The following is a 23448-nucleotide window of genomic DNA, read 5'->3' on the forward strand; positions in this document are numbered from 1 at the left end:
CAAGAACGGAGAGACCGCCATGGCGATCAGCAACAGCTTCCCGCCCGACGTCCCGAAGGCCACTGAAGAGGCAGCCGAGGCAGCGGGCGCCAGCGTCAGCAGCCTGCGCGGCAAGGCGGCGGAATTCGCCGGCAAGGCCCAGGAGACGGTCAAGGAGCATTACGATCGGGCGAAGGAAGCCTGGGACGAGGCGGAGCCCCTGGAGACGGTTCGCGATGGCGGACAGGCGGTCGCGCGGACCGTCGAGCGCCACCCGCTTGCCGTGCTCGGGCTCGGGGCGGTCGGTATCGGCCTCGTCGCCTGGGCGACCCTGCGCAGCCAGCCTTCCTCGGGCTGGGAACGCTACCAGCCGGATTACGGCCGCTGGCGCGGCTGGCTCCAGGATTACGGTTCCGAGGCCGCCGACGCCGGCAACCGTGCTCTCAAGTCTGGGAGGAGCTGGCTGAGTTCGCATCGCGATGTCGCTGACGACTATGCCGATCGCGCGAACGATTATGCGGCGATGGCCCGAGACTATGCCGACAGGGGCGGGCGCATGCTGGCGAAGCGTGCAGAGCGCGAGCCGATGGCGCTCGTCGTCGGCCTGGGGCTTGCGGCCTATGTGATCGGTTCGCTGCTGACTTCGTCTTCGGCCAGTGCGCCGGCTGCGGCTCCCGCGCGCAAGCGGGCAGCCCGGCGCTGACGGCGGCCGGTCTCTGCCTCCCATGAAAAAGCCCTGCGGCGCAGAACGCCGCAGGGCTCGAATATTAGAAGGGGTGCCTTCCGAGCGGAAGGCGCCCGCTATCTTACCACCAGTAGCGGCGCGGGCCGTAGTAGCCGCGATAATAGGAGCGGTTATCAGCGGCGATGAGCGCACCACCGACGACACCGGCGGCGACGCCAGCGGCGACGGCCGAGCCGGCCTCGTTCGAGGCGCGACGGTTCTCGACATAGTTGGCCGAGCGGCACTGCTGATAGGCGCGGGTGCCGGGGCGGAAGCCCTGGGACTCGCAGGTCACTTCGGCGTCGGCCATCGACTCCTGCGCGGTCTGGCAACCGGCGAGAAGAGCGGCCATGGCGCCAACAATCAGAATGCTACGCATATTATATCCTTTTCAGCCTCCCATTGGCCTGAAGGGACTTAAGAGCAGCCACGCGGGAAGGTCAAGAATGACACGGGCTTTGCGTTAAAGTTCGCCGCGTCCGATCACGACAATTCCGCTGCAATCGTGCCGATATCGCTGTTCCTTACGATGCGGTAAGGGCGTTGGGGCCGTTTTACGTTGGCTCAGGCTTGCATTTGCGCCAAACCGGCGGAACATGGGCTAGAGACCCGATCAGGACAGCCCGGACGTGACGATGCCCCGCTTTTTCATCCTCCTGCCCGCCCTGGCGCTCGGCGCCTGCGCCTATCACACCTCGCGCAGCAGCATAGTCGTGATGACCGACGCGAAAAGCGTTGTGGAGAATTGCACGAAGCTCGGCGAGATCGACGGGCAGGACAGCGTCCAGGCGATCATGACGATCGACAAGACGCGTGATTCGGTGATCACGCGCATGAAGCTGCGTGCGGCGGAGATGGACGGGACCCATGTCTTCGCCGCCGTCGCCGACATCAAATGGAAGGGGCCCGATACCAAGGGCACCGTCTACAAGTGCAATCCCTGAGGCGCGGCCGCGCCGCGCCTTCGTCAGCTTGGCCGGCTGATGTCCGTCAGGCCTTCAAGAGCCATTCGTGCTCGGCGGCGTTGTGGAATTTCCAGGTCCGCTTCGGGCCGGCCATAACATTGAGATAATAGAGATCGTAGCCGTGGCAGGTGGCGCAGGGGTGATAACCCTTGGGCACCAGCACGACGTCGCCGTCCTCGATCGCCATCGCCTCGTCCAGGCTGCGGTCATCGGTATAGACGCGCTGGAAGCCAAAACCCTGCGGCGGGTTGAGACGGTGGTAGTAGGTCTCTTCCAGGTGGGATTCGCGCGGGATATCGTCCCGGTCGTGCTTGTGCGGGGGATAGCTCGAGGTATTGCCCGCGGGGGTGATGACCTCGACCACGAGCAATGAATCCGCCGGCTCGTTTTCCGGCAGGATATTGGTGACGTGGCGGGTGTTGGAACCCTTGCCGCGAATCTCCTGGCCGAGATCGTCCGGGCCGATGACACGGACGGGCAGGCCGCCCTTGAGGCCGGGCGCCGTGCAGACCGCGAGCTCCAGATCGGTGGTGGCGGTTACCGACCAGTCGGCCCCCTCGGGCAGGTAGACCGACCAGGGCTTGCCCTCGAAGGGGCTCATGCGCTGGCCGAGTTCGCCGAGAGCCTTGCCGCCGGCCGTGACCTTGCCCTTGCCGGTGACGAAGACGAGGCAGGTCTCGCGGGTGCCGGTCTGGACCGAAACGGTCTCGCCCGGCTTCAGGCGGTGCAGGTCGAAGCCGACATAGGTCCAGCCGGCGCTTTCCGGCGTGACATGGGTGACGCGGCCGCTCGTGCCCTGCGGCTTGACCTTGAGATGGGACATCGGCTGTTTCCTATCCGTATCGCGATCAAGCCAGCCCGGCTTCCTTGATGAAGCGGGTGAGATTGGCGTGGCCGAGCTTCGCATAGGTCGCGGGCTCCGCTTTCTTCGGATCCTGCTCGGCTTCGACCACGATCCAGCCGGAATAGCCCTGCAGTTCCCGGAGCACGCGGACATAGTCGATCAGGCCGTCGCCCGGCACGGTGTAGACGCCGGCGAGCACGGATTCGAGGAAGGACCAGTCCTCGCGGTTCGAGCGCCACATCACGGCCTCGCGGATGTCCTTGCAATGGACGTGGTGGATGCGCGCCTTCCAGTGGCGGGCGATCCGGGCGGGGTCGCCGCCGCCCCAGGTGGCATGGCCCGTATCGAGCAGCAGGCCGACGGCCGGGCTGGTGACGCCCATGAACCGGTCGATCTCCGACTCGGTCTGCACCACCGTGCCCATATGGTGGTGATAAGCGAGCTGGAGACCGTATTCGGTCTTCACGGCTTCGGCGAAATTGGTGTAGCGCGCGCCGAAATCGTCCCAACGGTTCTTCGGCAGGACCGGACGGGCCGAGAGCGGCCTGGTGATGTCGGAATGGATCGCGTTCGAGGTCTCGGCCGCGATCAGGACCGAGCAGCCCATGTCGCGCAGCAGCGTCGCATGGGCCTTCACGGCGGCCATCTCGGCGGCGACGTCGCGGACGAGCAGTTCGGTCGAGTACCAGCCGGAGACTAGCGCGTGCCCGTGGGCATCGAGGATCGGCTTCAGCTTCGCCGCTTCGCGCGGAAACTTGTTGCCGAGCTCCATGCCGGTGAAGCCGGCTTCGCGAGCCTCCTTCAGGCAGGTTTCGAGCGAGATATCGCCGCCGATCTCCAGCATGTCGTCATTCGACCAGCCGATGGGGTTCGCGCCGATGCGGATCATGTGTCGGGTCTTTCTTGCCTATGGGAACGGCTTCAGTTGCCGATGGTCTGACGCTTGCGGCGTTCGTCGTAATTCGCCCGCGCCGTGCGGACCTGCTCACGCTCGCTGATCTCTGGCACCGCGACATCCCACCAGGCGCCGCCGGCGCCGGTCGAGATCAGTGGGTCGGTGTCGATGACCACGACGGTTGTGCGAGTGTTGGCCTTGGCCTCAGCCAGCGCGGTTTCGAGCTCGGCAATCGAGGCCGCCTTTACGGCGATCGCGCCCATGCTGGCAGCGTGCTGGACGAAGTCGATCTCCGGCAGCGTCTCGTGGCGGGTGTCCCTGAGCAGGTTGTTGAAGCTCTGGCCGCCGGTGGCCATCTGCAGGCGGTTGATGCAGCCGTAGCCGCGATTGTCGAGCAGGACGATGGTGAGCTTCAAGCCCAGCATCACCGAGGTCGCGATCTCGGAATTGAGCATCAGGTAGGAGCCATCGCCGACCATGACGACGACCTCCTTGTCGGGCCGCGCCATCTTGGCGCCGAGCCCGCCGGCGATCTCGTAGCCCATGCAGGAGAAGCCGTATTCGGCATGGTAGGAGCCGGGCGCGCCGGCCTGCCAGAGCTTGTGCAACTCGCCGGGCAGGCCGCCCGCCGCATGGAGCAGGATGACGCCGGATCCGAGCGTGCGCTGGACCGCACCAATGACCTGCGCATCCGAGGGCAGGGCGGCGTTGCTGGCGGCGGTCGCCTTGCCGGCCTCCTTCTGCCACTCGGCCTTGCCGGCCTTGGCATTTGCGGTCCAGCTCTCCGGCGCCTTCCAGCTGCCGATGGCCTCAGCCAGCTCGGCCAGCCCCTCGCGGGCATCGGCGAGGAGGGGCAGGGCGCGGTGCTTGCCGGCGTCGAAGGCCTGGACGTTGAGGCCGATGATCGTCTTCGGCTCCGCCCCGAACAAGGCCCAGGAGCCGGTGGTGAAATCCTGCAGGCGGGTGCCGACGGCGAGCACGAGATCGGCCTCGGCCGCGAGGCGGTTGGCGGCGTCCGTGCCCGTGACGCCGACGGCGGCCATGTTGAGCTGGTTATCATCGGGCAGGGCGGACTTGCCGCCTTGCGTCTCACAGACGGGGATGCCGGTCATGGCCGAGAAGCGGGCGAGCGCGTCGCTGGCGCCGGAATAGAGCACGCCGCCACCGGCGACGATCAGCGGCTTCTTCGCGGCTTTCAGGGCTTCGGCAGCCGCCTTCAGCTCCTCACGGTCGGAGCGGGGACGGCGCGGCGCCCAGAGGCGCTCGGTGAAGAAGCTCTCGGGATAGTCATAAGCCTCGGCCTGCACGTCCTGGCAGAGCGCGAGCGTGACCGGGCCGCATTCGGCCGGATCGGTCAGCACCTGCATGGCGCGCGTGAGCGCCGGGATGATCTGCTCGGGGCGGGTGATGCGGTCGAAATAGCGCGAGACCGGCCGGAAGCAGTCATTGGCCGAAACCGTGCCGTCGCCGAAAGCCTCGACCTGTTGAAGCACCGGATCGGGGATGCGGTTGGCGAAGACGTCACCCGGCAGCAGCAGCACCGGCAGGCGGTTGACATGGGCGAGTGCGGCGGCCGTGACGAGATTGGTCGCGCCGGGGCCGATCGAGGTCGTCGCGGCCATGAAGCGGCGGCGCATGTTGGCCTTGGCATAGGCGATGGCGGCATGAGCCATGGCCTGCTCATTATGGGCGCGGAAGGTCGGCAGGCGCTCGCGTTCGTGCCAGAGCGCCTCGCCGAGGCCGGCGACATTGCCATGGCCGAAGATAGCCCAGACGCCACCGAATATCGGTAGGCGCTCTCCATCGATCTCGGTCATCTGTGCAGCAAGGAAGCGCGTCAGCGCCTGCGCCATGGTGAGGCGGATCGTGCGGGTCATGATGGTCTCCAGGCCGGAAAGCTATGCCGCCTTGCGGCCGCGCGTGGCAAGCCAGAGGCCGGTCAGCGCTTCGAAGCGCCTGGCCATGTCGGCGATCGCCGTCTCGTCGTCGAGCTTGCCGGCAAGCCAGCCTTCAGCCGCGCTCATGAAGATGGTGCGGCCGACGGCGAAACCCTTGACGATCGGGGCGCCCGCCGTTGCGGCGAAGCCGGCCTCCAGCTCCTCGGCCGGCGCATCGAGGCCGAGCAGCAGCACGCCGCGGCACCAGGGATCGTGCCTGGCGATGGTCTTCTCGATCGCGGCCCAGGCGGCGGGGGAGGATTGCGGCTCCAGCTTCCACCAGTCGGGCTTGATGCCGAGCGCGTAGATCTCCTCCAGCGCGCGGGCGATCGTATCGGGACCGAGCGCGCCGTTCTTGCTGGCGATGATCTCGATCAGCAGTTCGCGGCCGACCTTGCGCGCCGCCTCGAACAGACCGCGCAGCTTCTCCTGCTGCTCCCGCTTCAGCTCCTCGGAATCGTCCGGATGGTAGAAGCAGAGCGCCTTGATGCAATGGTCGACCGGCCATTCCGGCAGGAGCGAGCCGATGTCCTGGCTGGTCTCGAAGCGCAGCGGGCGCGAACCCGGCAACTCGACCGGGCGGCCGAGCCAGGCGAAGGGATGGCGGGCGAATTCGAACATCGCCTCACGGCCATGCTTCTCGTCGAGCAGCATGCCGTAGCCCGGGCGGCCATCGGCGACGCGGGCGGCGGCCTTGACCGCGAGCACCTTGAAGTCGCGGATGCGGGCAGGCTCGGCGCCGAGCTTCGCGGCGAGCTCTTCGAGCTGCGAGCGATGATCGCAGGCGAGCGCCATCAGCGAGGGGATGTCGCGGCGGCGGGTCGTCGCCCAGTGGATGTGGTTGATGTCGGCATCCTTGCGCAAAGCGCGGTGCGGGCTGCCGTTCTTGAGGAAGTATTGCAGCTCCTCGAAGGTCGGGCTTTCCGGCGAGCAGAGCAGGCGCGAGACGGCGAAGGCGCCACAGGCATTGGCCCAGGTCGCGGCCGTGGCGAGGCTCTCGCCGCCGAGCCAGCCGCGCAGGAAGCCGGACATGAAGGCGTCGCCGGCGCCGAGCACATTGTAGACCTCGATCGGGAAGCCCTTGCCGACGATGCCCTCCTCGAGATCGTCGGGAATCGCGCCGTCATAGACGATGCAGCCCATCGGGCCGCGCTTGAGCACGATCGTGGCCGGCGTCAGCGAGCGGATCGTCTTCAGCGCGGGCAGGAGTTCGCTTTCGCCGGAGGCGATCAGCACCTCTTCCTCAGTACCGATGATCAGGTCGCAGCCGGGCAGGACGGTCTTCATCCGCTCGGAAACCGCCTGAGAGGCGATATAGCGGTTGTCGCCGGCGTCATGGCCGGCGAGACCCCAGAGATTGGGGCGATAGTCGATGTCGAGCACGACCTTGCCGCCGTTGCCGCGCATCAGCTTCATTGCCTTGCGCTGCGCGGCCTCCGGGCCGGGGCGGGCGAAATGCGTGCCGGTGACGACGACGGCGCGGGCCTTGGCGATGAAAGCCGGGTCGATATCGCCTTCCTCCAGCGCCATGTCGGCACAGTTCTCGCGGTAGAACAGCAGCGGGAAGGATTTGTCGCTCTCGACCGAAAGGATGGCGAGCGCGGTCAGGCGCTCCGCGTCGGTCTTGAGACCGTCGAGGTTGACGCCCTCGCGGGCGAGCTGCTCGCGCAGGAAGCGGCCGAACTGCTCGTTGCCGACGCGGGTCAGCAGGGCCGAGCGCAGGCCGAGCCGGGCCGTGCCGATGGCGATATTGGCCGGGCAGCCGCCGACCGACTTGGCGAAGGAGGTGACATCCTCCAGCCGCAAGCCGATCTGCTGGCCGTAGAGATCGACCGAGGCCCGCCCGATGGTGATGACGTCGAGCGCCTGCGTCGATCCGCCGAGCGGTCCCGTCATGTCTCTCTCCCGGCTGCGCTGGTCATCGGAGTCGAACGGCTCCTGTTGCCAGAATGAAATAATAATTCCAATGCTTCGTCAATACGGAATGTATATTCCTATGGCTTTAGGCTTGTCCGCCGCGCCGGCCCTTGCCGCGTCCGGCCCGGCGTGCTTCGCCGACACCGACGGCAAGCGCCATCGAGAGCGCCATGGTCGACGCCAGCGTGCGGAACCCGCCGAAATCCGCCTCGGCGACCTCGAACCAGAGTTTTGCGAAGCTCGCGAGCGGCGAAAAAGCGCTGTCGGTGATGGCGATCAGCGGCACGCCGCGTTCGGCGAGGCCGCGTGCATCCTCGATGGTCGCGGGAGCGTAGGGCGAGAAGCTGATGACGAGGACGGCATCCTTCGGCGTGGCGAAGGAGATCATCTCGGGATCGAGCCCGGCGGCGGATTCGATCATCTGGTTGCGGACTTCGAGCTTGCCGAGCGCGTAGGCGAGATAGCTCGCCACCGGATAGGAGCGGCGCCGGGCAAGGATATAGATCGTCTCGGCGCGGGCGAGCACGTCGATCGCACGGTCGAGCGTGTCCTCGTCGAGCGTGCGGCTCATTACATCCAGCGATTTGCGCGAGGCGGTCAGGAAGCCGTCGAGGATGCGGTGATTGCCGGCGGCCGTGCCGTCGCCGACGCGCAGCGTGTTGAGGCGCTCCTCATAGCTGGAATTGCGCTCGCGCAGCCTTGCGCGGAAGACGCCTTGCAGGCTCGTGAAGCCGTCGAAGCCGAGATGCTGGGCGAAGCGGATCAGTGTCGAAGGCTGCACGCCCGCCGAGATCGCGATGCTGGCGGCGGTGCCGAAGGCGATCTCGTCGGGGTTGTCGAGAGCATAGGCCGCGATCTGGGCGATGCGCTTGGGCAGGCTCTCGCGCTGGCTGAGAATCGATGCGCGCAATTCGTCGAAGTCGCGCGGCAGCTCCGCAACGGCGGTTTCGCTCATCCTGGATTCCCGTTGCCGTCCCTGTTGCAACAGTTCTGGCAGCGAAGCGGAAATGGAGCAAGCGTTCCAATGGAGGAATGAACGCTCGATAGGCGCGATGCGACCTCTCCGTCATGCTCGCCCTTGTGGCGAGCATCCACGTCTTGAACACTTCCTGGCTTGAAGGAAGACGTGGATGGTCGGGACAAGCCCGACCATGACGGGCACGGTATCGGCTCCGGGCTCATCGCCCAAGAATGACGTTGTACGCTCAGCCCGGCAGGCCGGCGGTGCAGCTCTGGCCGCCATCGACCGGCAGGCAGACGCCGGTGATGAACTTCGCTTCGTCGGAGGCGAGGAAGACGGCTGCGTTGGCGATGTCCCAGGCGGTGCCCATCTTGCCCATCGGCACCTGCGCGTCGCGGGCGGCGACCATCTCCTCGACCGAGGCGTATTGCGATGAGATCTGCTTGTAGATCAGCGGTGTGTCGATCAGCCCGGGCATGATGCAGTTCGCCCGGATGCCCTGCCTGGCGTATTGCATCGCGAGCGCGACCGTCGCTTGGTTCACTGCCGCCTTGGTCGCGTAATAGGCGAAATACGGATAGCCGGTCCAGCGGATGGCGGCGAGCGAGGAGATGTTGACGATGGCGCCGCCGCCACCCTTCAGCATCTCCGGGATCACGGCCTTGGCGCAGCGATAGACCGAGCCGAGATTGAGCTGGAGCGAGGCGTTGAACTGCTCCTCCGACAATTCGACCGGGCCGCCCATATGGGTGACGCCGACATTGTTGTGGAGGATGTCGATGCGGCCGAAATGCCTGATGGTTTCAGCGACGCAGGCCTCGACGGAAGCGAGATCGGTGACATTGGCGGCGAGCGCTACAGCCATGCTGCCTTCGCCGGTGATGATCGCAGCGGTTTCTTGCGCTGCGGCCAGGTTGAGGTCGATGCAGGCGACGCCGGCACCCTCGCGAGCGAAGGCGACGGCGGCGGCCTTGCCATTGCCCCAGCCTGGGCCGGAGGAGCCGGCGCCGAAAACGATGGCGATCTTGCCCTTCAGCCGGTCGACCATGAGGTGTTCTTTCGATGAGGGAGGAGAAGGGCGCGGGATCCCCTCTCCTGTAAGGAGAGGGTAGGGGTGAGGTGTAGGCCCCTGGACCAGTAAGACACGCCCTTGCCGTAGCGGCGGTCAGGTCGCGGCTAAAGCGTCAAACGGCCGACACCTCACCCTGCCCTCTCCTTACAGGAGAGGGTTCCCTGCGCCCTCGTGGCCGTGTTCGGCGCCCGAGAATGACGAGGTTGACAGCCGATCAGCTCAGCGAGCTGCCGACGGCCTTCTCCAGGATGCCCCAGGCCTCGTCGCCGTATTTCTTCTTCCACTCGGCGTAGAAGCCGGCCTTGCGCAACGCGTCGCGGAAGGCGTCGGCCTTGGTCTCGTTGATGGTCATGCCCTTGGAGGCGAGCTCGCCCTGCAGGCCGGCATTGAGCTTGGCGACATCGTCGCGTTCCAGGAGCGCGGCGGCGTTGATGTTCTTGGCGACGATGGCGCGCAGGTCTTCCGGCAGCTTCTCCCAGGCGCGACGGTTGGCCAGGAACCAGAAGCCGTCCCACATGTGGTTGGTCAGCGAGAGATACTTCTGCACCTCGAAGAGCTTGGCCGTCGAGATGATCGCGAGGGGGTTCTCCTGACCGTCGACGATCTTGGTCTGCAGCGCGGTATAGACCTCGGCAAAGTTGATCGAGGCCGGCGCCGACTGGAAGGCGGTAAACATCGAGGTCCAGAGCGGCGAGACGGGCACGCGGATCTTGAAGCCCTTGAGGTCATCCGGCGAATTGACCGGGCCCTTGGACGAGGTGATCTGGCGGAAACCGTTGTCCCAGATCTTGTCCATGACCACGAGATTGGCCTTGTTGATCTGGCCGCGGACATAGGCGCCGAGCTCGCCGTCCATCGCCTTCCAGACCGCATCGTAGTTCGGGAAGGCGAAGCCGATGCCGGAGAGCGAGGCGTTGGCGACCAGCGTCGACAGAATCAGCGGCGAGAGCGTGAAGAACTCGACGCCGCCCGAGCGGACCTGGCTCAGCATGTCGGTGTCGGAGCCGAGCTGGTTGTTCGGGAAGATCTGGATGTCGACGCGGCCCTTGGTCTCTTCCTTGATCTTGGCCACCGCCTCGTTGGCGCGCGCGTTCATCGGGTGCGCGACGGGCAGGTTGTTGGCGTATTTATAGGTGAACTCGGCGGCCTGCGCATTGGCGCGGCCGATATGGAAGGTGCCGATGGCGGAGGCGGCGGCTGTCGCCTGGAGCAAGGTACGGCGCGAGATGGTCATGGGCGTTTTCTCCTTGAGAACGTCTGTTGTCTTGCAGGTTTCTTATGGTTGGCGGTGAGCTTCACAGCACCCAGGTCGAGAGGCCGGGGACGAGGGCGATGACGACGAGGCCGACGAGCAGGGCGATGAGATAGGGCCAGATCGCGCCCATCGCCTCGTCCGGCGAGACGTTGCCGATCTTGCAGGCGATGTAGAAGCCGATGCCGATGGGCGGCGCCATCAGGCCGATATTCATCGCGGTGACCACGACCATTGCATAATGCACGTCGTTGATGCCGAGGCTCTTGGCGATTGGAAACATCAGCGGCGCCAGCAGCACGATCGCCGGCAGGCCCTCCAGCACGCAGCCGAGGATCATGAAGACGACGATCGACACCGCCATGAAGCTGAGCCAGCCGCCGGGCAGGTGCGCCATGAAGCTGGCGAGGTCGCGCGCGAAGCCGGTCTGGGTCAGCGCCCAGGCCATGGCGAGCGCCGTGCCGAGGATCATCAGGATCGCGCCGGACAGCGCCGCCGTCTCGACCAGCATCGCGTAGAACTTGCGCAGGCCGATGCCGCCATAGAGCACGATGCCGATGACCAGCGCATAGAGCACCGCGATGGTCGAGACCTCGGTGGCAGTCGCGACGCCGCCGCCGACCGCGGCGCGGATGATGAAAGGCAGGACCAGCGCAGGCGCCGCGACGAGCGCGACCTTGCCGATGACCGCGAGCGGGGCACGGCGCACGCCCTTCATGTCCTCCGCCGCCGCCTTCCAGCGGGCGAGGCCGGCGAGCGCGACGAGGAGCACGCCGGCAATGACGAAACCGGCATTGAACAGGCCAGCGATCGAGACGCCGGCGACGGAGCCGAGCACGATCAGCACGATCGAGGGCGGCACGGTGTCGGCCATGGCGGCGCCGGTCGAGAGCAGCGCGATCAGGTCCTTGGGCTTGTAGCCGCGCCGCTTCATCTCCGGGAACAACGCGGGGGCAACCGTCGCCATGTCCGAGACCTTTGAGCCCGAAATGCCGGAGACGAGATAGAGCGAGCCGAGCAGGACATAGGACATGCCGGCGCGGACATGGCCGAGCAAAGATGCCAGGAAATCGACGATCGCCTTGCCCATGCCGGTGGCGTCGAGGATGCAGCCCAGCAGCACGAAGATCGGCACGGAGAGCAGGATGAGGCTCGACATGCCCTCGTCCATGCGCCCGATCATCACTATCATCGGCACATTGGTCGAGAAGACGAGGAAGGCGAGCGTGCCCAGCCCGAAGCAGAAGGCGATCGGAACGCCCGCGACGAGGCAGGCGGCGACCACGCCGATCAGAAAGATCAGGATGTTGTAGTAGCCGAGCCCCTTCAAGGTCGGCCCGAGCAGCCAGAAGGCGAGCCCGAATCCGCCGACGATTGCCGCCGCAGCGGCGATGTCGGCGAGCCGCGCCGTCTTGAAAAGGTAGCGCAGCGTCAGCAGCCCCATCAGTGCGATGCCGACGGCGATGGCCGAGACCCGCCAGCTCACGGGGATGTTCAGCGCGGCCGAGGTGACGTAGCTCTCCTCCACCGCATATTCGATGGCCGGATCGACCATCGCGGCGAGGAAGGCGGCGACGGCAGTCAGCGCCAGCGTCTCGGCGAACTCACGCAGGCGCGGCGGCATCATGCCGACGAAGAGCGTCAGGCGCAGATGCTCGTTGCGGTCCACGGCGATGGCGGCGCCGAGCATGGCGAGCCAGATGAAGGCGATCGAGGCGACCTCATCGACCCAGACGAAGGGCAGCGCGAAGACATAGCGCGAGACGACGCCGAGCAGCAGCACACCGATGATGAAGGCGACCAGCGCAGCGGCGACGGCCTCGACGGGCCGCATGATAGCGGAGCCCGGACGCGCATCCGCGTTCTCGCTCAGGTTCTCGGGGATCGTCAGGGTGTCGGCGATATCGCTCATGCGACGGCCTCAGATGCCGCTGGCCGGACGCAACTCGCCCGTCATGTGAGATGCCCGGAGGGTCATCGTTCCGTTCCTCCCTTCGCGCCGATCTTGTGATGTCGCCGGCGTCGATTGCGGTCCACACTGTGAATAGCCAGTCAGCGGGACGGCGGGCAGATTACACGAGGGTCGCGGCATTGCAATCCGCAAAGCGCCCATCTAGGGTTGGGGTACAAGAATAAGGTCCACATCATGGACTATCTGGAGGAGCGCTTGCCGCAGAATTCCGCGCCCGAAGCCGGCTTGTCCGGCTCGCAGAGCGTCGACCGGGCGCTCGGGCTGCTCTCGCTGATCGGGCGGGAGCCGGCCGAGGGCATGCCGCTCGGTGAGATCGTTTCCGGCAGCGGCCTCAACAAGCCGACGACGCGGCGCCTGCTGCTGGCATTGATGCGGGCGGGGCTGGTCGAGCAGGAGCCGCAGACGCGGCGTTATTGCCTGGGCGAGGAGGCCTTCGTGCTCGGCGTATTGGCGGCGCGGCGCCATGGCCTGATCGAGCTGGCGATGGACGGTCTGCGCCGGTTGTCCACCGAAACGCAGGATACGAGCTTCCTCACGGTCCGGCGCGAGAATTACGCGATCTGCCTGCATCGGGAGGAGGGAACTTATCCGGTCCGCACCCATGCCTTGCAGGCGGGCGACCAGCATCCGCTCGGCGTCGGCGCCGGCTCGCTCGCCATGCTGGCGGCACTGCCTGACGACGATGTGGACCGGGTGATCACGGCCAATGAGGCCGCGCTGCTGGCACGCTATCCGGGCTTCGCGCCCGATGCCTTGCGGGCCGATGTCGGGGCGACGCGCGAACGTGGTTTCTCGCTCAATCCCGGCCGGCTCGTCGCCAGCTCATGGGGCATCGGCCGGGCTTTCCGCTACCCGGATGGGCGCGTCGCGGGCGCCCTGTCGATCGCTGCGATCGACAGCCGCATGACGCCAGCCAGGCAGGCTGAACTCGCCGTGCCGCTGGCGCGAGAGGCCGAGCGCATGGAAACGCTCCTGGCCGAAATGTTCGTATCCAAGCGGGTCGCGCGGCCGATCATGACCGCCGCATCGCGATCCATCGAGACAGGGAGAGCCATAAGATGAGCTCTGCAAAGCCAGCTCAGACCGGGGGCGTCGTGCCGATGACGCGGCGCGTCATGAACCTCGCCCATATCGCGACGCAGAATGCGCGACGCCTGCCGGCGCATCCCGCCTTCATCTGGGGGGACAAGACGCTCGACTGGGCCGAGATCGATGCGCAGGTCTCGGCTCTGGCGGCGGGCCTGCGGGCGCGGGGCATCGGCAAGGGCGACCGTCTGCTCGTCCATTCCAAGAATTGCGACGCGATGTTCGTCTCGATGTTCGCGACCTTCCGGCTCGGTGCCGTCTGGGTGCCCACCAATTTCCGACTGCTGCCTGACGAGGTCGCCTATCTCGCCACGGCTTCCGGCGCGAAGGGCTTCCTCTGCCATGGCGATTTCCCAGAGCATGCGGCCGCCGTCGCGGCTGCGAGCCCGGCGCCGGAATTCATCTGGCGGATCGGTGCGGGGGCGTTCGGCGAGGACGAGGTCGGCGCGGTGATCGCGCGCCATCGCGGCGAAAAGGTCGAGAACGCAGCTGTCGAGCATGACGATCCATGCTGGTTCTTCTTCACCTCCGGCACGACCGGGCGCTCCAAGGCCGCAGTGCTCACCCATGGCCAGATGGGCTTCGTCATCACCAACCATCTCTGCGATCTCGTGCCCGGCTCGACCGAGAAGGATGCGTCTCTGGTCGTGGCGCCGCTCTCGCATGGCGCGGGCGTGCACCAGCTCATGATCTCGGCGCGCGGGGCGACCTCGATCCTGCTGCCGACCGAGCGCTTCGACATCGACGAGGCCTATCGCCTGATCGCGAAGCACCGCATCAGCAACATTTTCACCGTGCCGACGATCCTGAAGATGCTGGTCGAGCATCCCGCCGCCGACCAGCACGATCATTCGAGCCTGCGCTACATCATCTATGCGGGCGCGCCGATGTATCGCGAGGACCAGAAGGCCGCGCTGAAAAAGCTCGGCAAGGTGATCGTGCAGTATTTCGGGCTGGGCGAGGTCACCGGTAACATCACCGTGCTGCCGCCGGCCCTGCACGAGGCCGAGGACGGGCCGAACGCCCGCATCGGCACCTGTGGCTTCGAGCGCACCGGCATGCAGGTGCAGATTCAGGACGAGGCGGGCCGAGAGGTCGAACCCGGCGTTCAGGGCGAGATCTGCGTGATCGGGCCTGCGGTCTTCGCCGGCTATTACGACAACCCGGAAGCCAATGCGAAATCCTTCCGCAATGGCTGGTTCCGGACCGGCGATCTCGGCCATATGGACGAACAGGGCTTCGTCTACATCACCGGTCGGGCCTCGGATATGTACATTTCCGGCGGCTCGAACATCTATCCGCGCGAGATCGAGGAGAAGATCCTGACCCATCCGGCGATCGCCGAGGTCGCGGTGCTCGGCGTGCCCGATCCGGTCTGGGGCGAGATCGGCATCGCGGTCTGCGTCAACCGGCCGGGCCAGAACGCGACGGAAGCCGAGATCGCGGATTTCCTCGGGCCGAAGATCTCCCGCTACAAGATGCCGAAGCGCTTCCTGTTCTGGGATGCCTTGCCGAAATCCGGCTACGGCAAGGTGCCGAAGCGGCTGGTCAAGGATGAGCTGGAGAAGCGCGGCGAGCTCGATTTCCTGAAGGGGAAGGCGTCGTGAGGAGGATCGAGCAGCCCGGCACCGGTACGCCCGAGCGCATCCAGTGGGCGGCGTGTGGCGGGCGGGCGTTTTCGCTGACCCTGCCGGCCGGCGTGCCGCTCTTGGAAGCGGTGAGGAGCGGCTTTGAGGCTGAAGGGTTTACCTCGGGTGTCGTGAAGCTCGACGGGCTGAAGCTCTCGCCTTTCGCCTATGTGATGCCGGCCTTGTCGAAGACGCCCGAGCATGCGGCTTTCTACAGCGATACGTATCGGCCGGAGGGCGGGGCGCGGATCGAAGTCGGTGCGATGACCTTGGGCCAGCGCGACGGGGCGCCGTTCTTCCATGCTCATGCCTTATGGGCAGAGCGCGACGGCAAGCGCAGCGGCGGCCATATCCTGCCGGACGAGACGACGGTTGCCGAGACGATCACGGTGGAGGCTGTCGGGCTCGACGGCGCGGTCTTCGCAGCCGAGCCGGATAGCGAGACGCATTTCAAGCTGTTCGGGCCGGCGGTCGCTGTGCCCGGTGGCGCCGGGGGAGGTCGCTTCTTTGCGCTGCGGGTGAAGCCGAATGTCGATTTCTGCGGAGCGCTGGAAGCGTTCTGCGCAGAGCAAGACATACGCGAGGCGGTGATCCATGGCGGCGTCGGCTCGACCATTGGTGCGCGCTTCGTTGATGGCGGCGGGGTCGAGAATTTCGCGACGGAGGTTGTGATTACTGAGGGGCGGGTCGCTCCGGGTGTTGATGGCTTCGAAGCGGCAATCGATGTTGCGCTGGTCGACTATAGCGGCGCGCTGGCGAGTGGACGGTTGGTTCGCGGCGACAATCCTGTGCTGATGACGTTCGAGCTGGTGCTGGAGGCGCGCTGACAGCTCTTCAGAACCCGCGGGGAACCCTCTCCCGGAGGGAGAGGGCAGGGTGAGGGGTAGGCCGCTCACCGCTTTTGCTGTGAGGTGGTCGCTGCGTAGCGGTGAGGGCGTCGCTCACTCATCCGTGGGCCTACACCTCACCCCTATCCCTCTCCTTACAGGAGAGGGGATACCGAGCCTTGGGACCTTAGCGGCGCGCCTTTCAACCGCCCCGCTGCTTCGCGATCTCCCGGTTGCGCAAATCCTTGCGCATGATCTTCCCCGTCGCGGTCAGCGGCAGCTCCGTCACGAACTCGACTTCGCGCGGGTACTGGTAGGCCGCAAGCCGGTCGCGCACGAAGGCCTGGATTTCTGCCGCCAGTTCCGCCGTCGGCGTCACCCCCGGTTTCGGCAGCACGAAGGCCTTGACGATCTCGGTGCGGACGGGATCGGGCACGCCGACGACCGCCACCATCAGCACGGCCGGGTGGCGGATGATGCAATCCTCGATATCGCCGGGCCCGATGCGGTAGGAGCCCGAGGAGATGATGTCGTCGTCGCGGCCCTGGAACCAGAAATAGCCGTCATCGTCGCACGCGCCGCTATCGCCGGTGACGAGCCAGTCGCCGATGAACTTCGCCGCCGTGGCCTCGGGCTGGTTCCAGTATTCCAGCATCATCACCGGATCGGGCTTGGCGACGGCGATCAGGCCCTGCTCGCCCGGGGGCAGTTCGCGGCCTTCCGGGGAGATCACCGCGACGCGGTGGCCGGGCACGGCGCGACCCATCGAGCCCGGCTTCACGGGATAGAGGCTCGCGCAGTTGGCGACGAGCAGGTTCGCCTCGGTCTGGCCATAGAACTCGTTGACCGGGAAGCCGAAGGTCTCGCGGCTCCAGTCGAGCATGTCGGCGCCGAGCGTCTCGCCGCCGGTGCCGATCGAGCGCATTGCGTAGCCGAAGCGCCGGGGATCGCGCACCTGTCGCATCAGCTTGAGCGCCGTCGGCGGCAGGAAGGCATTGCGCACCTTGTGCCGTCCCATCAGTGCGAAGGCAGCCTCGGGGTCGAATTTGCGGGCCCGTGAGGCGAGCACCGGCACGCCGCAATAGAGACTGGGAAGCAAGACATCGAGCAGGCCGCCGATCCAGGCCCAGTCGGCCGGGGTCCAGAACAGGTCCTGCGCCTGCGGGAAGAATTCCTGAGGCAATTGCACGCCCGGCAAATGACCGAGCAGGACGCGATGGGCATGCAACGCGCCCTTCGGCTTCCCCGTCGTGCCGGAGGTGTAGATGATCACGGCCGGATCGTCGGCGCGCGTGTCGGTTGCGGTGAAGCGGTCGGAGGCCTTCGCCATCTCCGCCTCGAAATCGAGATGGCCGGCGCCGCCGACGACGAATATCTTGCGCAGGTTCGGCAGGGCGTCGCGGATCGCCTCGACCTTGCCGATGTTCTCGGCGTCGGTGACGAGCACGCTGGCGCCGCTATGACCGAGCCGGTGCTCCAGCGCCTCCGGTCCGAACAGGATGAAGAGCGGCAGGGCGATGGCGCCCAGCTTGTAGGAGCCGAGATGCGCAATCGCGGTCTGCGGCGATTGCGGCAAGAGGATGCCGACGCGCTCGCCCGGCCCGACGCCGTGAGCGCCGAGCAGGTTGGCGAAGCGATTCGAGGCGCGGGCGAGATCGTCGAAGGAGAGCTTCGCGACCTTGCCGCCATCCTCCTCGAAGATCAGCGCAGGCTTGCCCGAGCCGTCGGCATGCGCGTCCGAGCAGGCGGTGCCGATGTTGAAGCGCTCGGGGATGCGCCAGGCGAAGGCGTCCAGCGTTTCGCGATAGGTCGCGCGGCGTTCGAGCATGGTCGGCTCCGGTCTTCGCATGCGTTTATGCCGATCCTGCCCAGCCGGCCTGTGGGCTGACAAGCCCGAGCGGAGCAGCTTACGGTTTGCGCAAAATTGCGGGACGAGAGGAAACGCCGTGACCAAGCCGATCTGGGTCGAGGCCGCGATCAACGGCCCCTGGGGCAAGGAGCGCCAGCCCGGCATCCCGATCAGCATTCCCGATATCGTCGCCGACGGCATCGCCGCGGTGGAGGCGGGCGCGGCGATCGTGCATCTGCATGTCTACGACATGGCGACCGGCCGCCAGCGCGACGACTGGGAGCTCTATGCGCAGGCGATCGAGGGTATCCGGGCCAAGGCCGATGCGATCGTCTATCCGACCATCCCGATTCTCGGCTCCGGCTATGCCGGCGACATGATCGGGTCCGGCCGCTACACCCATCTCGAAGAGCTGGCGAAGCGCGGCCTCGCCGAATGGGGCGTGCTCGATCCCGGCTCCTGCAACTGGACGACCTTTGCCGGTATTCCGCAGGGTGAAGCCGGTTTCATCTACCAGAACCCGGGCGAGCATATCCGCGAGGGGATGGAGGTCGCCGAGCGCCACAAGGTCCATCCGAGCTATGCGATCTACGAGCCCGGCTTCACGCGGCTCGGTGCCGCGCTAGCCAAGGCCTATCCGGGCATGCCGATGCCGATCTACCGGCTGATGTTCTCGGATGCTTTCGCCTGGGGCTTTCCGCCGCGCGAATGGGCGCTGGACGCGCATTTGCAATTGCTCGCCGAGGATGCGCCCGAAGCGCCGGTGATGATCGCCGGGCTCGGGGTCGATCTCGCCGACCTCATCGGCCCGGCGGTGGCGCGGGGCGTCCATGTCCGCGGCGGGCTGGAGGATGCGCCCTTTGGCTGCAAAAAGACGAATCGTGAATTGATCGCGGACACCGTCCGCCTGGTCGAGGCTGCCGGCGGAAAGCCTGCGAGCGCGGCCGAGGTGCGGGATTGGCTGTCGCGACAGGCGAAGGGAGAGGCGCGATGAGCGTGCGCGACAAACTGCTCGAACGGTTCCTGCGCTATGTCGCGATCGAGAGCCAGAGCGACATGAAGGCGACGAGCCTGCCGAGCACGCCCGGCCAGCAAGTTCTGGCTGAATTGCTCGCGGAGGAGCTGCGCGCGCTCGGGCTGGAGAATGTCGTCATCGACGACCATGCCACGGTGACGGCGCTGAAGCGCGGCACGAAGCCGGGCGCGCCGCGTATCGGCTTCATCGCCCATGTCGATACGGTCGATGTCGGCCTGTCGCCGGTGATCAAGCCGCAGCTGCTGCGCTTCGCGGGCGAGGATCTCTGCCTCAATGCGGAGAAGGACATCTGGCTGCGCGTCGCCGAGCATCCGGAGATCGCTCCCTACAAGGGCAGTTCGATCGTCTTCAGCGACGGTACCAGCGTGCTCGGCGCCGACAACAAGGCGGCCGTCGCGATCGTGATGACGCTGCTGGCGGAGTTGCGTCTCGAGGACCAGCATGGCGACATCCTCGTCGCCTTCGTACCGGACGAGGAGATCGGCCTGCGCGGCGCCAAGGCGCTCGACCTCGCCCGGTTCGATTGCGATTTCGCCTACACGATCGACAGTTGCGAGGTCGGCGAGGTCGTCTGGGAGAATTTCAACGCTGCCATGGCCGAGATCGTCTTCACCGGCGTCACCGCCCACCCGATGTCGGCCAAGGGCGTGCTGGTGAACCCGCTGATGATGGCGCAGGATTTCATGGCAGCCTTCGACCGGGCGCAGACACCGGAACATACGGAGGGGCGCGAGGGCTACACTTGGTTCCTCGAACTCGTCGCCACGCCGGCGGAGGCGGTGCTCAGGGCCAATATCCGCGACTTCGACAAGGCGTCCTTCGCTGCGCGCAAGCGCCGGATCGGTGAGGTCGCGGCCGAGATCGCCCGGCGCTACCCGACCGGGCGCGTCAGGTCGGAGGTGGCGGACGTCTACGGCAATATCGCCGACAGCCTGGGCGAGGACCGGCGCTCCGTCGATCTGCTGATGGCGGTGCTGGCTGAATTGCAGATCGCGCCGAAGCAGATTCCGATGCGCGGCGGCACGGATGGAGCGGCGCTCTCGGCGCGCGGGCTGCCGACGCCGAACTTCTTCACCGGCGCACATAATTTCCACTCGCGCTTCGAGTTCCTGCCGCTGCCGGCTTTCGAGACCTCCTACGAGGTCGCGCGGCGGATCTGCCTGCTGGCGGGTCAGGAGGGCTAGCGCGGCTTGTCGCATTGGCGCCGGGCGAACCGGCACCTACATGAGGTGGGCAGGAACAGCGAAAGCGCCATACGCATGTCCGAACGCGACGCCGAAGCCAACCGATTCTCTGCCCGCGCGGCGCGCTATGCTCGCGTCGGCGCCAATGTCGGCGGCGTAGCGGCCCGGATCGCGGGTGCGCGGCTCTTCGGCGTCGAGGGGCGCGACGCCACCAACGCCGAAGCCCTGGCCAAGGCGCTGGGCGGGTTGAAGGGCCCGATCATGAAGGTGGCGCAGCTCGTTGCCACCATTCCCGATGTCGTGCCGCCTGAATACGCCGCCGAATTGCAGAAGCTGCAATCGCAGGCGCCGCCGATGGGCGCGGCCTTCGTCAAGCGGCGGATGATGGCCGAGCTCGGCGCCAGCTGGCGCGAGCGCTTCGGCGAGTTCGATCTGAAGCCGGCTGCGGCGGCCTCCTTGGGGCAAGTCCATCGCGCGACGACGCTGGACGGCGCGGCGCTGGCCTGCAAGCTGCAATATCCCGACATGGAATCGGCCGTCGAGGCCGATATCGCGCAGCTCGAGGTGCTGTTCTCGCTGCACCGGCGCATGGGCGCGGTGATCGATACTACCGAGATCGCCAAGGAGATCGGCGCCCGCGTCCGCGAGGAGCTCGACTACCGGCGCGAGGCGAAGCATGCCGCGCTCTATCAGGCGATCCTGTCGGATACGCCGGAAGTGCGCGTGCCGGCGCTGGAGCCCGCGCTATCGACCCGGCGGCTCCTGACCATGCATTGGCTGGAGGGCAGCCCGATCCTCTCGCACAAGCAGGACGGGCAGGCGGTGCGCGACCGGATCTCGACCGCGATGTTCAAGGCGTGGTGGCGACCGTTCAGCCACCACGGCGTCATCCATGGCGATCCGCATCTCGGGAACTACACGGTGTTCGCTGAGGGCGGCGAGCCGCAGGGAATCAACCTGCTGGACTATGGCTGTATCCGCATCTTCCCGGAGAGCTTCGTGGGCGGCGTGGTCGATCTCTACAAGGGCCTGCGCGACGGCGAGGAGGCCCGCGTCGTCCATGCCTACGAGACCTGGGGCTTCAAGGGCCTGACCAAAGACCTCGTCGACACCCTGAACATCTGGGCACGCTTCATCTACGGGCCGCTGCTGGAAGACCGGGTGAGGCGCATCGCCGAGGATGTCAGCCCGGCCGAATACGGGCGCAAACAGGCGTTCCAGGTGCATCAGGCGCTGAAGGCGCGCGGGCCTGTGACGGTGCCGCGCGAGTTCGTCTTCATGGACCGCGCCGCGATCGGGCTCGGCGGCGTCTTCCTGCATCTCGACACCGAATTGAATTTCCACCAGCTGTTCGAGGCGGAGATCGAGGGCTTTTCGGTGGAGCGCGTCGCGCAGCGGCAGAGCGCGGCATTGGTTGCGGCGGGTTTGAAACACTAGCCTCGCAGGGCTCAGTCGCTCCCGCCGCCGCAATCGCCGCCGCCGTCGTCGCCGAAGCTTCCGCTTCCTCCGTCACCGCCGCCGGATGTGCGGCGCCAAGCGGCGATATCCTCGTCGTCGCGCTTCGTCTGTTCTCGCGCTTCGGCAAACCAGCGCTTCGCCTTCTCGCGCAGGGCAGGGTCGAGGTCCAGGAGACGGCCCTTCGCGATTGGCTTCCTGCGACCGTCCATCGCTCCGTCCTTTCGCGGATTCAAGGATAGACGAATCTTGGGGCAGCGCTCAGCCTTTGCCTGTGGGCGTTAAGGGCCTCTGAAATCGAACGAGAAAAGAGAATTCCTTTCTATTTAAATCGATTGAATTGCTTCATTCCATTCGCTAGACGGTGGCTATGGGGCGCTGCGACGCAAAGCTCCACGGTTGCGGCGCGCTGCTGCGTTGCCCGTGCGTCGCGGGTGCGCTACAGGCTTAAAGAGACTGTGTCTTTTTCAGGATTGAGACCATGGCCGACCACGCCCATTCCGCCGACACTCCCGCGATGGATTATGCCGAGCATGAGCGGACCTATGTCGGCTTCATTCATTTCGCCGAGGTTGGGACGGTCGCCTGTCTTGCCATCGTCGCGGCGCTCGCCGTCGGTGGCACGAAGCATGCCTGGGGCACGGCGCTGATCGGCACGCTGCTCGCCGTCCTCGGCACGGGCGTCGGCATTGCCGCCCCCTCGATCGGCTGGCGCGCGCCTCTCGTCTCGCTCGTCCTGATGCTTCTCGCGCTGCTCCTGCTCTGACCGTCTCCCCATAACGCCGGAAAGGCCTGCCCCCGCCATGCGCATTGCTGTCCCAGCCGAAACGCAAGGGGCGGAAACCCGCGTCGCAACGACGCCGGAGACCGTCCGCAAGTTCAAGGGCCTCGGTGCCGAGGTCGTGGTCGAGGCAGGGGCGGGTAAAGCCTCCGGCATCCTCGATACGGATTATGAGGCAGCGGGGGCAACGATCGCGAAAACGGCGGCGGAAGCGCTCGCCGGCGCGAACATTGTGCTGAAGGTGCGCCGTCCGGGCGAGGGCGAGATCGCCGGCCTGCCGGCCGGCGCCCTCGTCGTCGCGACGATGGACCCCTATGGCAACGAGGCGCAGGTCCAGGCCCTGGCCAAGGCCAATGTCGCCGCCTTCGCCATGGAGTTCATGCCGCGCATCACCCGCGCGCAGGTGATGGACGTCCTCTCCTCGCAGGCCAATCTCGCCGGCTATCGCGCCGTGATCGACGGCGCTGCCGAATATGGCCGGGCATTGCCGATGATGATGACGGCGGCGGGCACGGTCCCGGCCGCGAAGATCTTCATCATGGGCGTCGGCGTCGCCGGCCTGCAGGCTATCGCGACCGCGCGCCGCCTCGGCGCCATCGTGACCGCGACCGACGTGCGCCCCGCCACCAAGGAGCAGGTCGAATCGCTCGGCGCCAAGTTCCTCGCCGTCGAGGACGAGGAGTTCAAGCAGGCGCAGACCGCCGGCGGCTACGCCAAGGAGATGTCCAAGGAATACCAGGCGAAGCAGGCGGAATTGACCGCCAGCCATATCGCCAAGCAGGATATCGTCATCACGACTGCGCTGATCCCGGGGCGGCCTGCGCCGAAGCTGATCTCGGCGGCTATGGTCGAGAGCATGAAGCCCGGCTCCGTGATCGTCGACCTTGCGGTCGAGCGCGGCGGCAATTGCGAGCTGGCCAAGGCGGGTGAGGTCGTGACGACCGATAACGGCGTCAAGATCGTCGGTCATCTCAACGTGCCCGGCCGTCTCGCGGCAACCTCGTCGGCACTCTATGCCAAGAACCTCTACGCCTTCGTCGAGACGCTGATCGACAAGGCCGAGAAGAAGCTCGCGGTGAACTGG

The 23448-nt window shown here is 66.5% G+C and carries 21 protein-coding genes; 10 read left to right on the forward strand and 11 right to left on the reverse strand.

Annotated features, from left to right (window positions below):
- Positions 1–19: 19 nt before the first annotated feature.
- Positions 20–682 carry a hypothetical protein gene (locus Q0Q36_RS19525; protein ID WP_293800569.1) on the forward strand — a complete coding sequence of 221 codons (663 nt, stop codon included), beginning with the start codon at positions 20–22 and terminating at the stop codon, positions 680–682.
- A gap of 103 nt (positions 683–785) precedes the next feature.
- On the opposite strand, the gene Q0Q36_RS19530 is transcribed toward Q0Q36_RS19525, so the two are convergent.
- Entirely contained in the window at positions 786–1082 is a 297-nt protein-coding gene (locus Q0Q36_RS19530; RefSeq protein ID WP_293800571.1) for a hypothetical protein, read from the reverse strand.
- 256 nt (positions 1083–1338) lie between these two features.
- On the opposite strand from Q0Q36_RS19530, the gene Q0Q36_RS19535 reads away from it, so the two are divergent.
- A complete protein-coding gene (locus tag Q0Q36_RS19535) occupies positions 1339–1647 on the forward strand; it encodes a hypothetical protein (protein ID WP_293800573.1) in 309 nt (102 codons plus the stop codon).
- A 46-nt stretch (positions 1648–1693) separates the two neighbouring features.
- Here Q0Q36_RS19535 and iolB read toward each other — a convergent pair whose 3' ends face one another.
- From iolB to Q0Q36_RS19575, 8 genes are all read right to left on the reverse strand, one after another.
- A complete protein-coding gene (gene iolB, locus Q0Q36_RS19540) occupies positions 1694–2491 on the reverse strand; it encodes a 5-deoxy-glucuronate isomerase (RefSeq protein WP_293800575.1) in 798 nt (265 codons plus the stop codon).
- Positions 2492–2516: 25 nt separating this feature from the next.
- On the reverse strand, positions 2517–3401 hold the full coding sequence (iolE, locus tag Q0Q36_RS19545; RefSeq protein ID WP_293800577.1) for a myo-inosose-2 dehydratase: 885 nt from the start codon (positions 3399–3401) through the stop codon (positions 2517–2519).
- Between the two features lie 32 nt (positions 3402–3433).
- On the reverse strand, positions 3434–5284 hold the full coding sequence (iolD, locus tag Q0Q36_RS19550; protein ID WP_293800579.1) for a 3D-(3,5/4)-trihydroxycyclohexane-1,2-dione acylhydrolase (decyclizing): 1851 nt from the start codon (positions 5282–5284) through the stop codon (positions 3434–3436).
- Positions 5285–5305: 21 nt separating this feature from the next.
- Positions 5306–7240 (reverse strand): 5-dehydro-2-deoxygluconokinase, encoded by a 1935-nt coding sequence (iolC, locus tag Q0Q36_RS19555; RefSeq protein ID WP_293800581.1) that lies wholly within the window; start codon positions 7238–7240, stop codon positions 5306–5308.
- A gap of 106 nt (positions 7241–7346) precedes the next feature.
- Complete coding sequence (locus tag Q0Q36_RS19560; RefSeq protein WP_293800583.1) at positions 7347–8216, reverse strand: MurR/RpiR family transcriptional regulator; 870 nt, start codon at positions 8214–8216, stop codon at positions 7347–7349.
- 250 nt (positions 8217–8466) lie between these two features.
- A complete protein-coding gene (locus Q0Q36_RS19565; RefSeq protein ID WP_293800585.1) occupies positions 8467–9270 on the reverse strand; it encodes an SDR family NAD(P)-dependent oxidoreductase in 804 nt (267 codons plus the stop codon).
- Positions 9271–9508: 238 nt separating this feature from the next.
- Positions 9509–10528, reverse strand: a complete 1020-nt coding sequence (locus Q0Q36_RS19570) for a TRAP transporter substrate-binding protein (RefSeq protein ID WP_293800587.1) — start codon at positions 10526–10528, stop codon at positions 9509–9511.
- Positions 10529–10589: 61 nt separating this feature from the next.
- Positions 10590–12458: a TRAP transporter large permease subunit gene (locus Q0Q36_RS19575; protein ID WP_293800589.1), complete on the reverse strand. Its 1869-nt coding sequence runs from the start codon at positions 12456–12458 to the stop codon at positions 10590–10592.
- Between the two features lie 234 nt (positions 12459–12692).
- Between Q0Q36_RS19575 and Q0Q36_RS19580 the strand changes: the two genes are divergently transcribed.
- Genes Q0Q36_RS19580 through Q0Q36_RS19590 form a run of 3 tightly spaced genes read left to right on the forward strand, consistent with a single transcriptional unit; the run spans position 12693 to position 16059 of the window.
- A complete protein-coding gene (locus Q0Q36_RS19580; RefSeq protein WP_293800591.1) occupies positions 12693–13580 on the forward strand; it encodes an IclR family transcriptional regulator in 888 nt (295 codons plus the stop codon).
- Complete coding sequence (locus Q0Q36_RS19585; protein WP_293800593.1) at positions 13577–15211, forward strand: acyl-CoA synthetase; 1635 nt, start codon at positions 13577–13579, stop codon at positions 15209–15211. The genes Q0Q36_RS19580 and Q0Q36_RS19585 overlap by 4 nt, the downstream gene beginning before the upstream one ends.
- Complete coding sequence (locus Q0Q36_RS19590; protein WP_293800595.1) at positions 15208–16059, forward strand: DUF296 domain-containing protein; 852 nt, start codon at positions 15208–15210, stop codon at positions 16057–16059. The genes Q0Q36_RS19585 and Q0Q36_RS19590 overlap by 4 nt, the downstream gene beginning before the upstream one ends.
- A gap of 202 nt (positions 16060–16261) precedes the next feature.
- On the opposite strand, the gene Q0Q36_RS19595 is transcribed toward Q0Q36_RS19590, so the two are convergent.
- On the reverse strand, positions 16262–17887 hold the full coding sequence (locus tag Q0Q36_RS19595) for an acyl-CoA synthetase (RefSeq protein ID WP_293800597.1): 1626 nt from the start codon (positions 17885–17887) through the stop codon (positions 16262–16264).
- A gap of 118 nt (positions 17888–18005) precedes the next feature.
- Here Q0Q36_RS19595 and Q0Q36_RS19600 point away from each other — a divergent pair, with 118 nt between their 5' ends.
- From Q0Q36_RS19600 to Q0Q36_RS19610, 3 genes are all read left to right on the forward strand, one after another.
- Positions 18006–18902, forward strand: a complete 897-nt coding sequence (locus Q0Q36_RS19600; protein ID WP_293800599.1) for a 3-keto-5-aminohexanoate cleavage protein — start codon at positions 18006–18008, stop codon at positions 18900–18902.
- Positions 18899–20128: a peptidase T gene (pepT, locus tag Q0Q36_RS19605; protein WP_293800601.1), complete on the forward strand. Its 1230-nt coding sequence runs from the start codon at positions 18899–18901 to the stop codon at positions 20126–20128. Before Q0Q36_RS19600 ends, pepT begins: the two co-directional genes overlap by 4 nt.
- 75 nt (positions 20129–20203) lie before the next feature.
- The gene (locus tag Q0Q36_RS19610) at positions 20204–21565 is read left to right on the forward strand and encodes an AarF/UbiB family protein (RefSeq protein WP_293800603.1); all 1362 of its coding nucleotides are present in this window, start codon (positions 20204–20206) and stop codon (positions 21563–21565) included.
- Between the two features lie 11 nt (positions 21566–21576).
- Here the strand turns inward: Q0Q36_RS19610 and Q0Q36_RS19615 are convergent, their stop codons facing one another.
- Positions 21577–21795, reverse strand: a complete 219-nt coding sequence (locus Q0Q36_RS19615; RefSeq protein ID WP_293800605.1) for a hypothetical protein — start codon at positions 21793–21795, stop codon at positions 21577–21579.
- A 269-nt stretch (positions 21796–22064) separates the two neighbouring features.
- Between Q0Q36_RS19615 and Q0Q36_RS19620 the strand changes: the two genes are divergently transcribed.
- Both Q0Q36_RS19620 and Q0Q36_RS19625 read left to right on the forward strand, forming a co-directional pair.
- Positions 22065–22349, forward strand: coding sequence for an aa3-type cytochrome c oxidase subunit IV (locus Q0Q36_RS19620; RefSeq protein WP_265056010.1), 285 nt, complete (start codon positions 22065–22067; stop codon positions 22347–22349).
- A 37-nt stretch (positions 22350–22386) separates the two neighbouring features.
- Positions 22387–23448: Re/Si-specific NAD(P)(+) transhydrogenase subunit alpha (locus Q0Q36_RS19625; RefSeq protein WP_293800608.1), on the forward strand; the 1062-nt coding region annotated here is incomplete at its 3' end.

It is taken from the genome of uncultured Allobosea sp. (assembly GCF_945957345.1).
GTDB lineage: Bacteria > Pseudomonadota > Alphaproteobacteria > Rhizobiales > Beijerinckiaceae > Allobosea.

Coding starts and splice junctions, on each gene's coding strand:
- iolE (WP_293800577.1), bottom strand. CDS start 3,401: ATGATCCGCATCGGCGCGAACCCCATCGGCTGGTCGAATGACGACATG.
- Q0Q36_RS19535 (WP_293800573.1), top strand. CDS start 1,339: ATGCCCCGCTTTTTCATCCTCCTGCCCGCCCTGGCGCTCGGCGCCTGC.
- Q0Q36_RS19575 (WP_293800589.1), bottom strand. CDS start 12,458: ATGAGCGATATCGCCGACACCCTGACGATCCCCGAGAACCTGAGCGAG.
- Q0Q36_RS19560 (WP_293800583.1), bottom strand. CDS start 8,216: ATGAGCGAAACCGCCGTTGCGGAGCTGCCGCGCGACTTCGACGAATTG.
- Q0Q36_RS19570 (WP_293800587.1), bottom strand. CDS start 10,528: ATGACCATCTCGCGCCGTACCTTGCTCCAGGCGACAGCCGCCGCCTCC.
- iolB (WP_293800575.1), bottom strand. CDS start 2,491: ATGTCCCATCTCAAGGTCAAGCCGCAGGGCACGAGCGGCCGCGTCACC.
- iolC (WP_293800581.1), bottom strand. CDS start 7,240: ATGACGGGACCGCTCGGCGGATCGACGCAGGCGCTCGACGTCATCACC.
- iolD (WP_293800579.1), bottom strand. CDS start 5,284: ATGACCCGCACGATCCGCCTCACCATGGCGCAGGCGCTGACGCGCTTC.
- Q0Q36_RS19595 (WP_293800597.1), bottom strand. CDS start 17,887: ATGCTCGAACGCCGCGCGACCTATCGCGAAACGCTGGACGCCTTCGCC.
- pepT (WP_293800601.1), top strand. CDS start 18,899: ATGAGCGTGCGCGACAAACTGCTCGAACGGTTCCTGCGCTATGTCGCG.
- Q0Q36_RS19585 (WP_293800593.1), top strand. CDS start 13,577: ATGAGCTCTGCAAAGCCAGCTCAGACCGGGGGCGTCGTGCCGATGACG.
- Q0Q36_RS19525 (WP_293800569.1), top strand. CDS start 20: ATGGCGATCAGCAACAGCTTCCCGCCCGACGTCCCGAAGGCCACTGAA.
- Q0Q36_RS19610 (WP_293800603.1), top strand. CDS start 20,204: ATGTCCGAACGCGACGCCGAAGCCAACCGATTCTCTGCCCGCGCGGCG.
- Q0Q36_RS19580 (WP_293800591.1), top strand. CDS start 12,693: ATGGACTATCTGGAGGAGCGCTTGCCGCAGAATTCCGCGCCCGAAGCC.
- Q0Q36_RS19565 (WP_293800585.1), bottom strand. CDS start 9,270: ATGGTCGACCGGCTGAAGGGCAAGATCGCCATCGTTTTCGGCGCCGGC.
- Q0Q36_RS19620 (WP_265056010.1), top strand. CDS start 22,065: ATGGCCGACCACGCCCATTCCGCCGACACTCCCGCGATGGATTATGCC.
- Q0Q36_RS19530 (WP_293800571.1), bottom strand. CDS start 1,082: ATGCGTAGCATTCTGATTGTTGGCGCCATGGCCGCTCTTCTCGCCGGT.
- Q0Q36_RS19615 (WP_293800605.1), bottom strand. CDS start 21,795: ATGGACGGTCGCAGGAAGCCAATCGCGAAGGGCCGTCTCCTGGACCTC.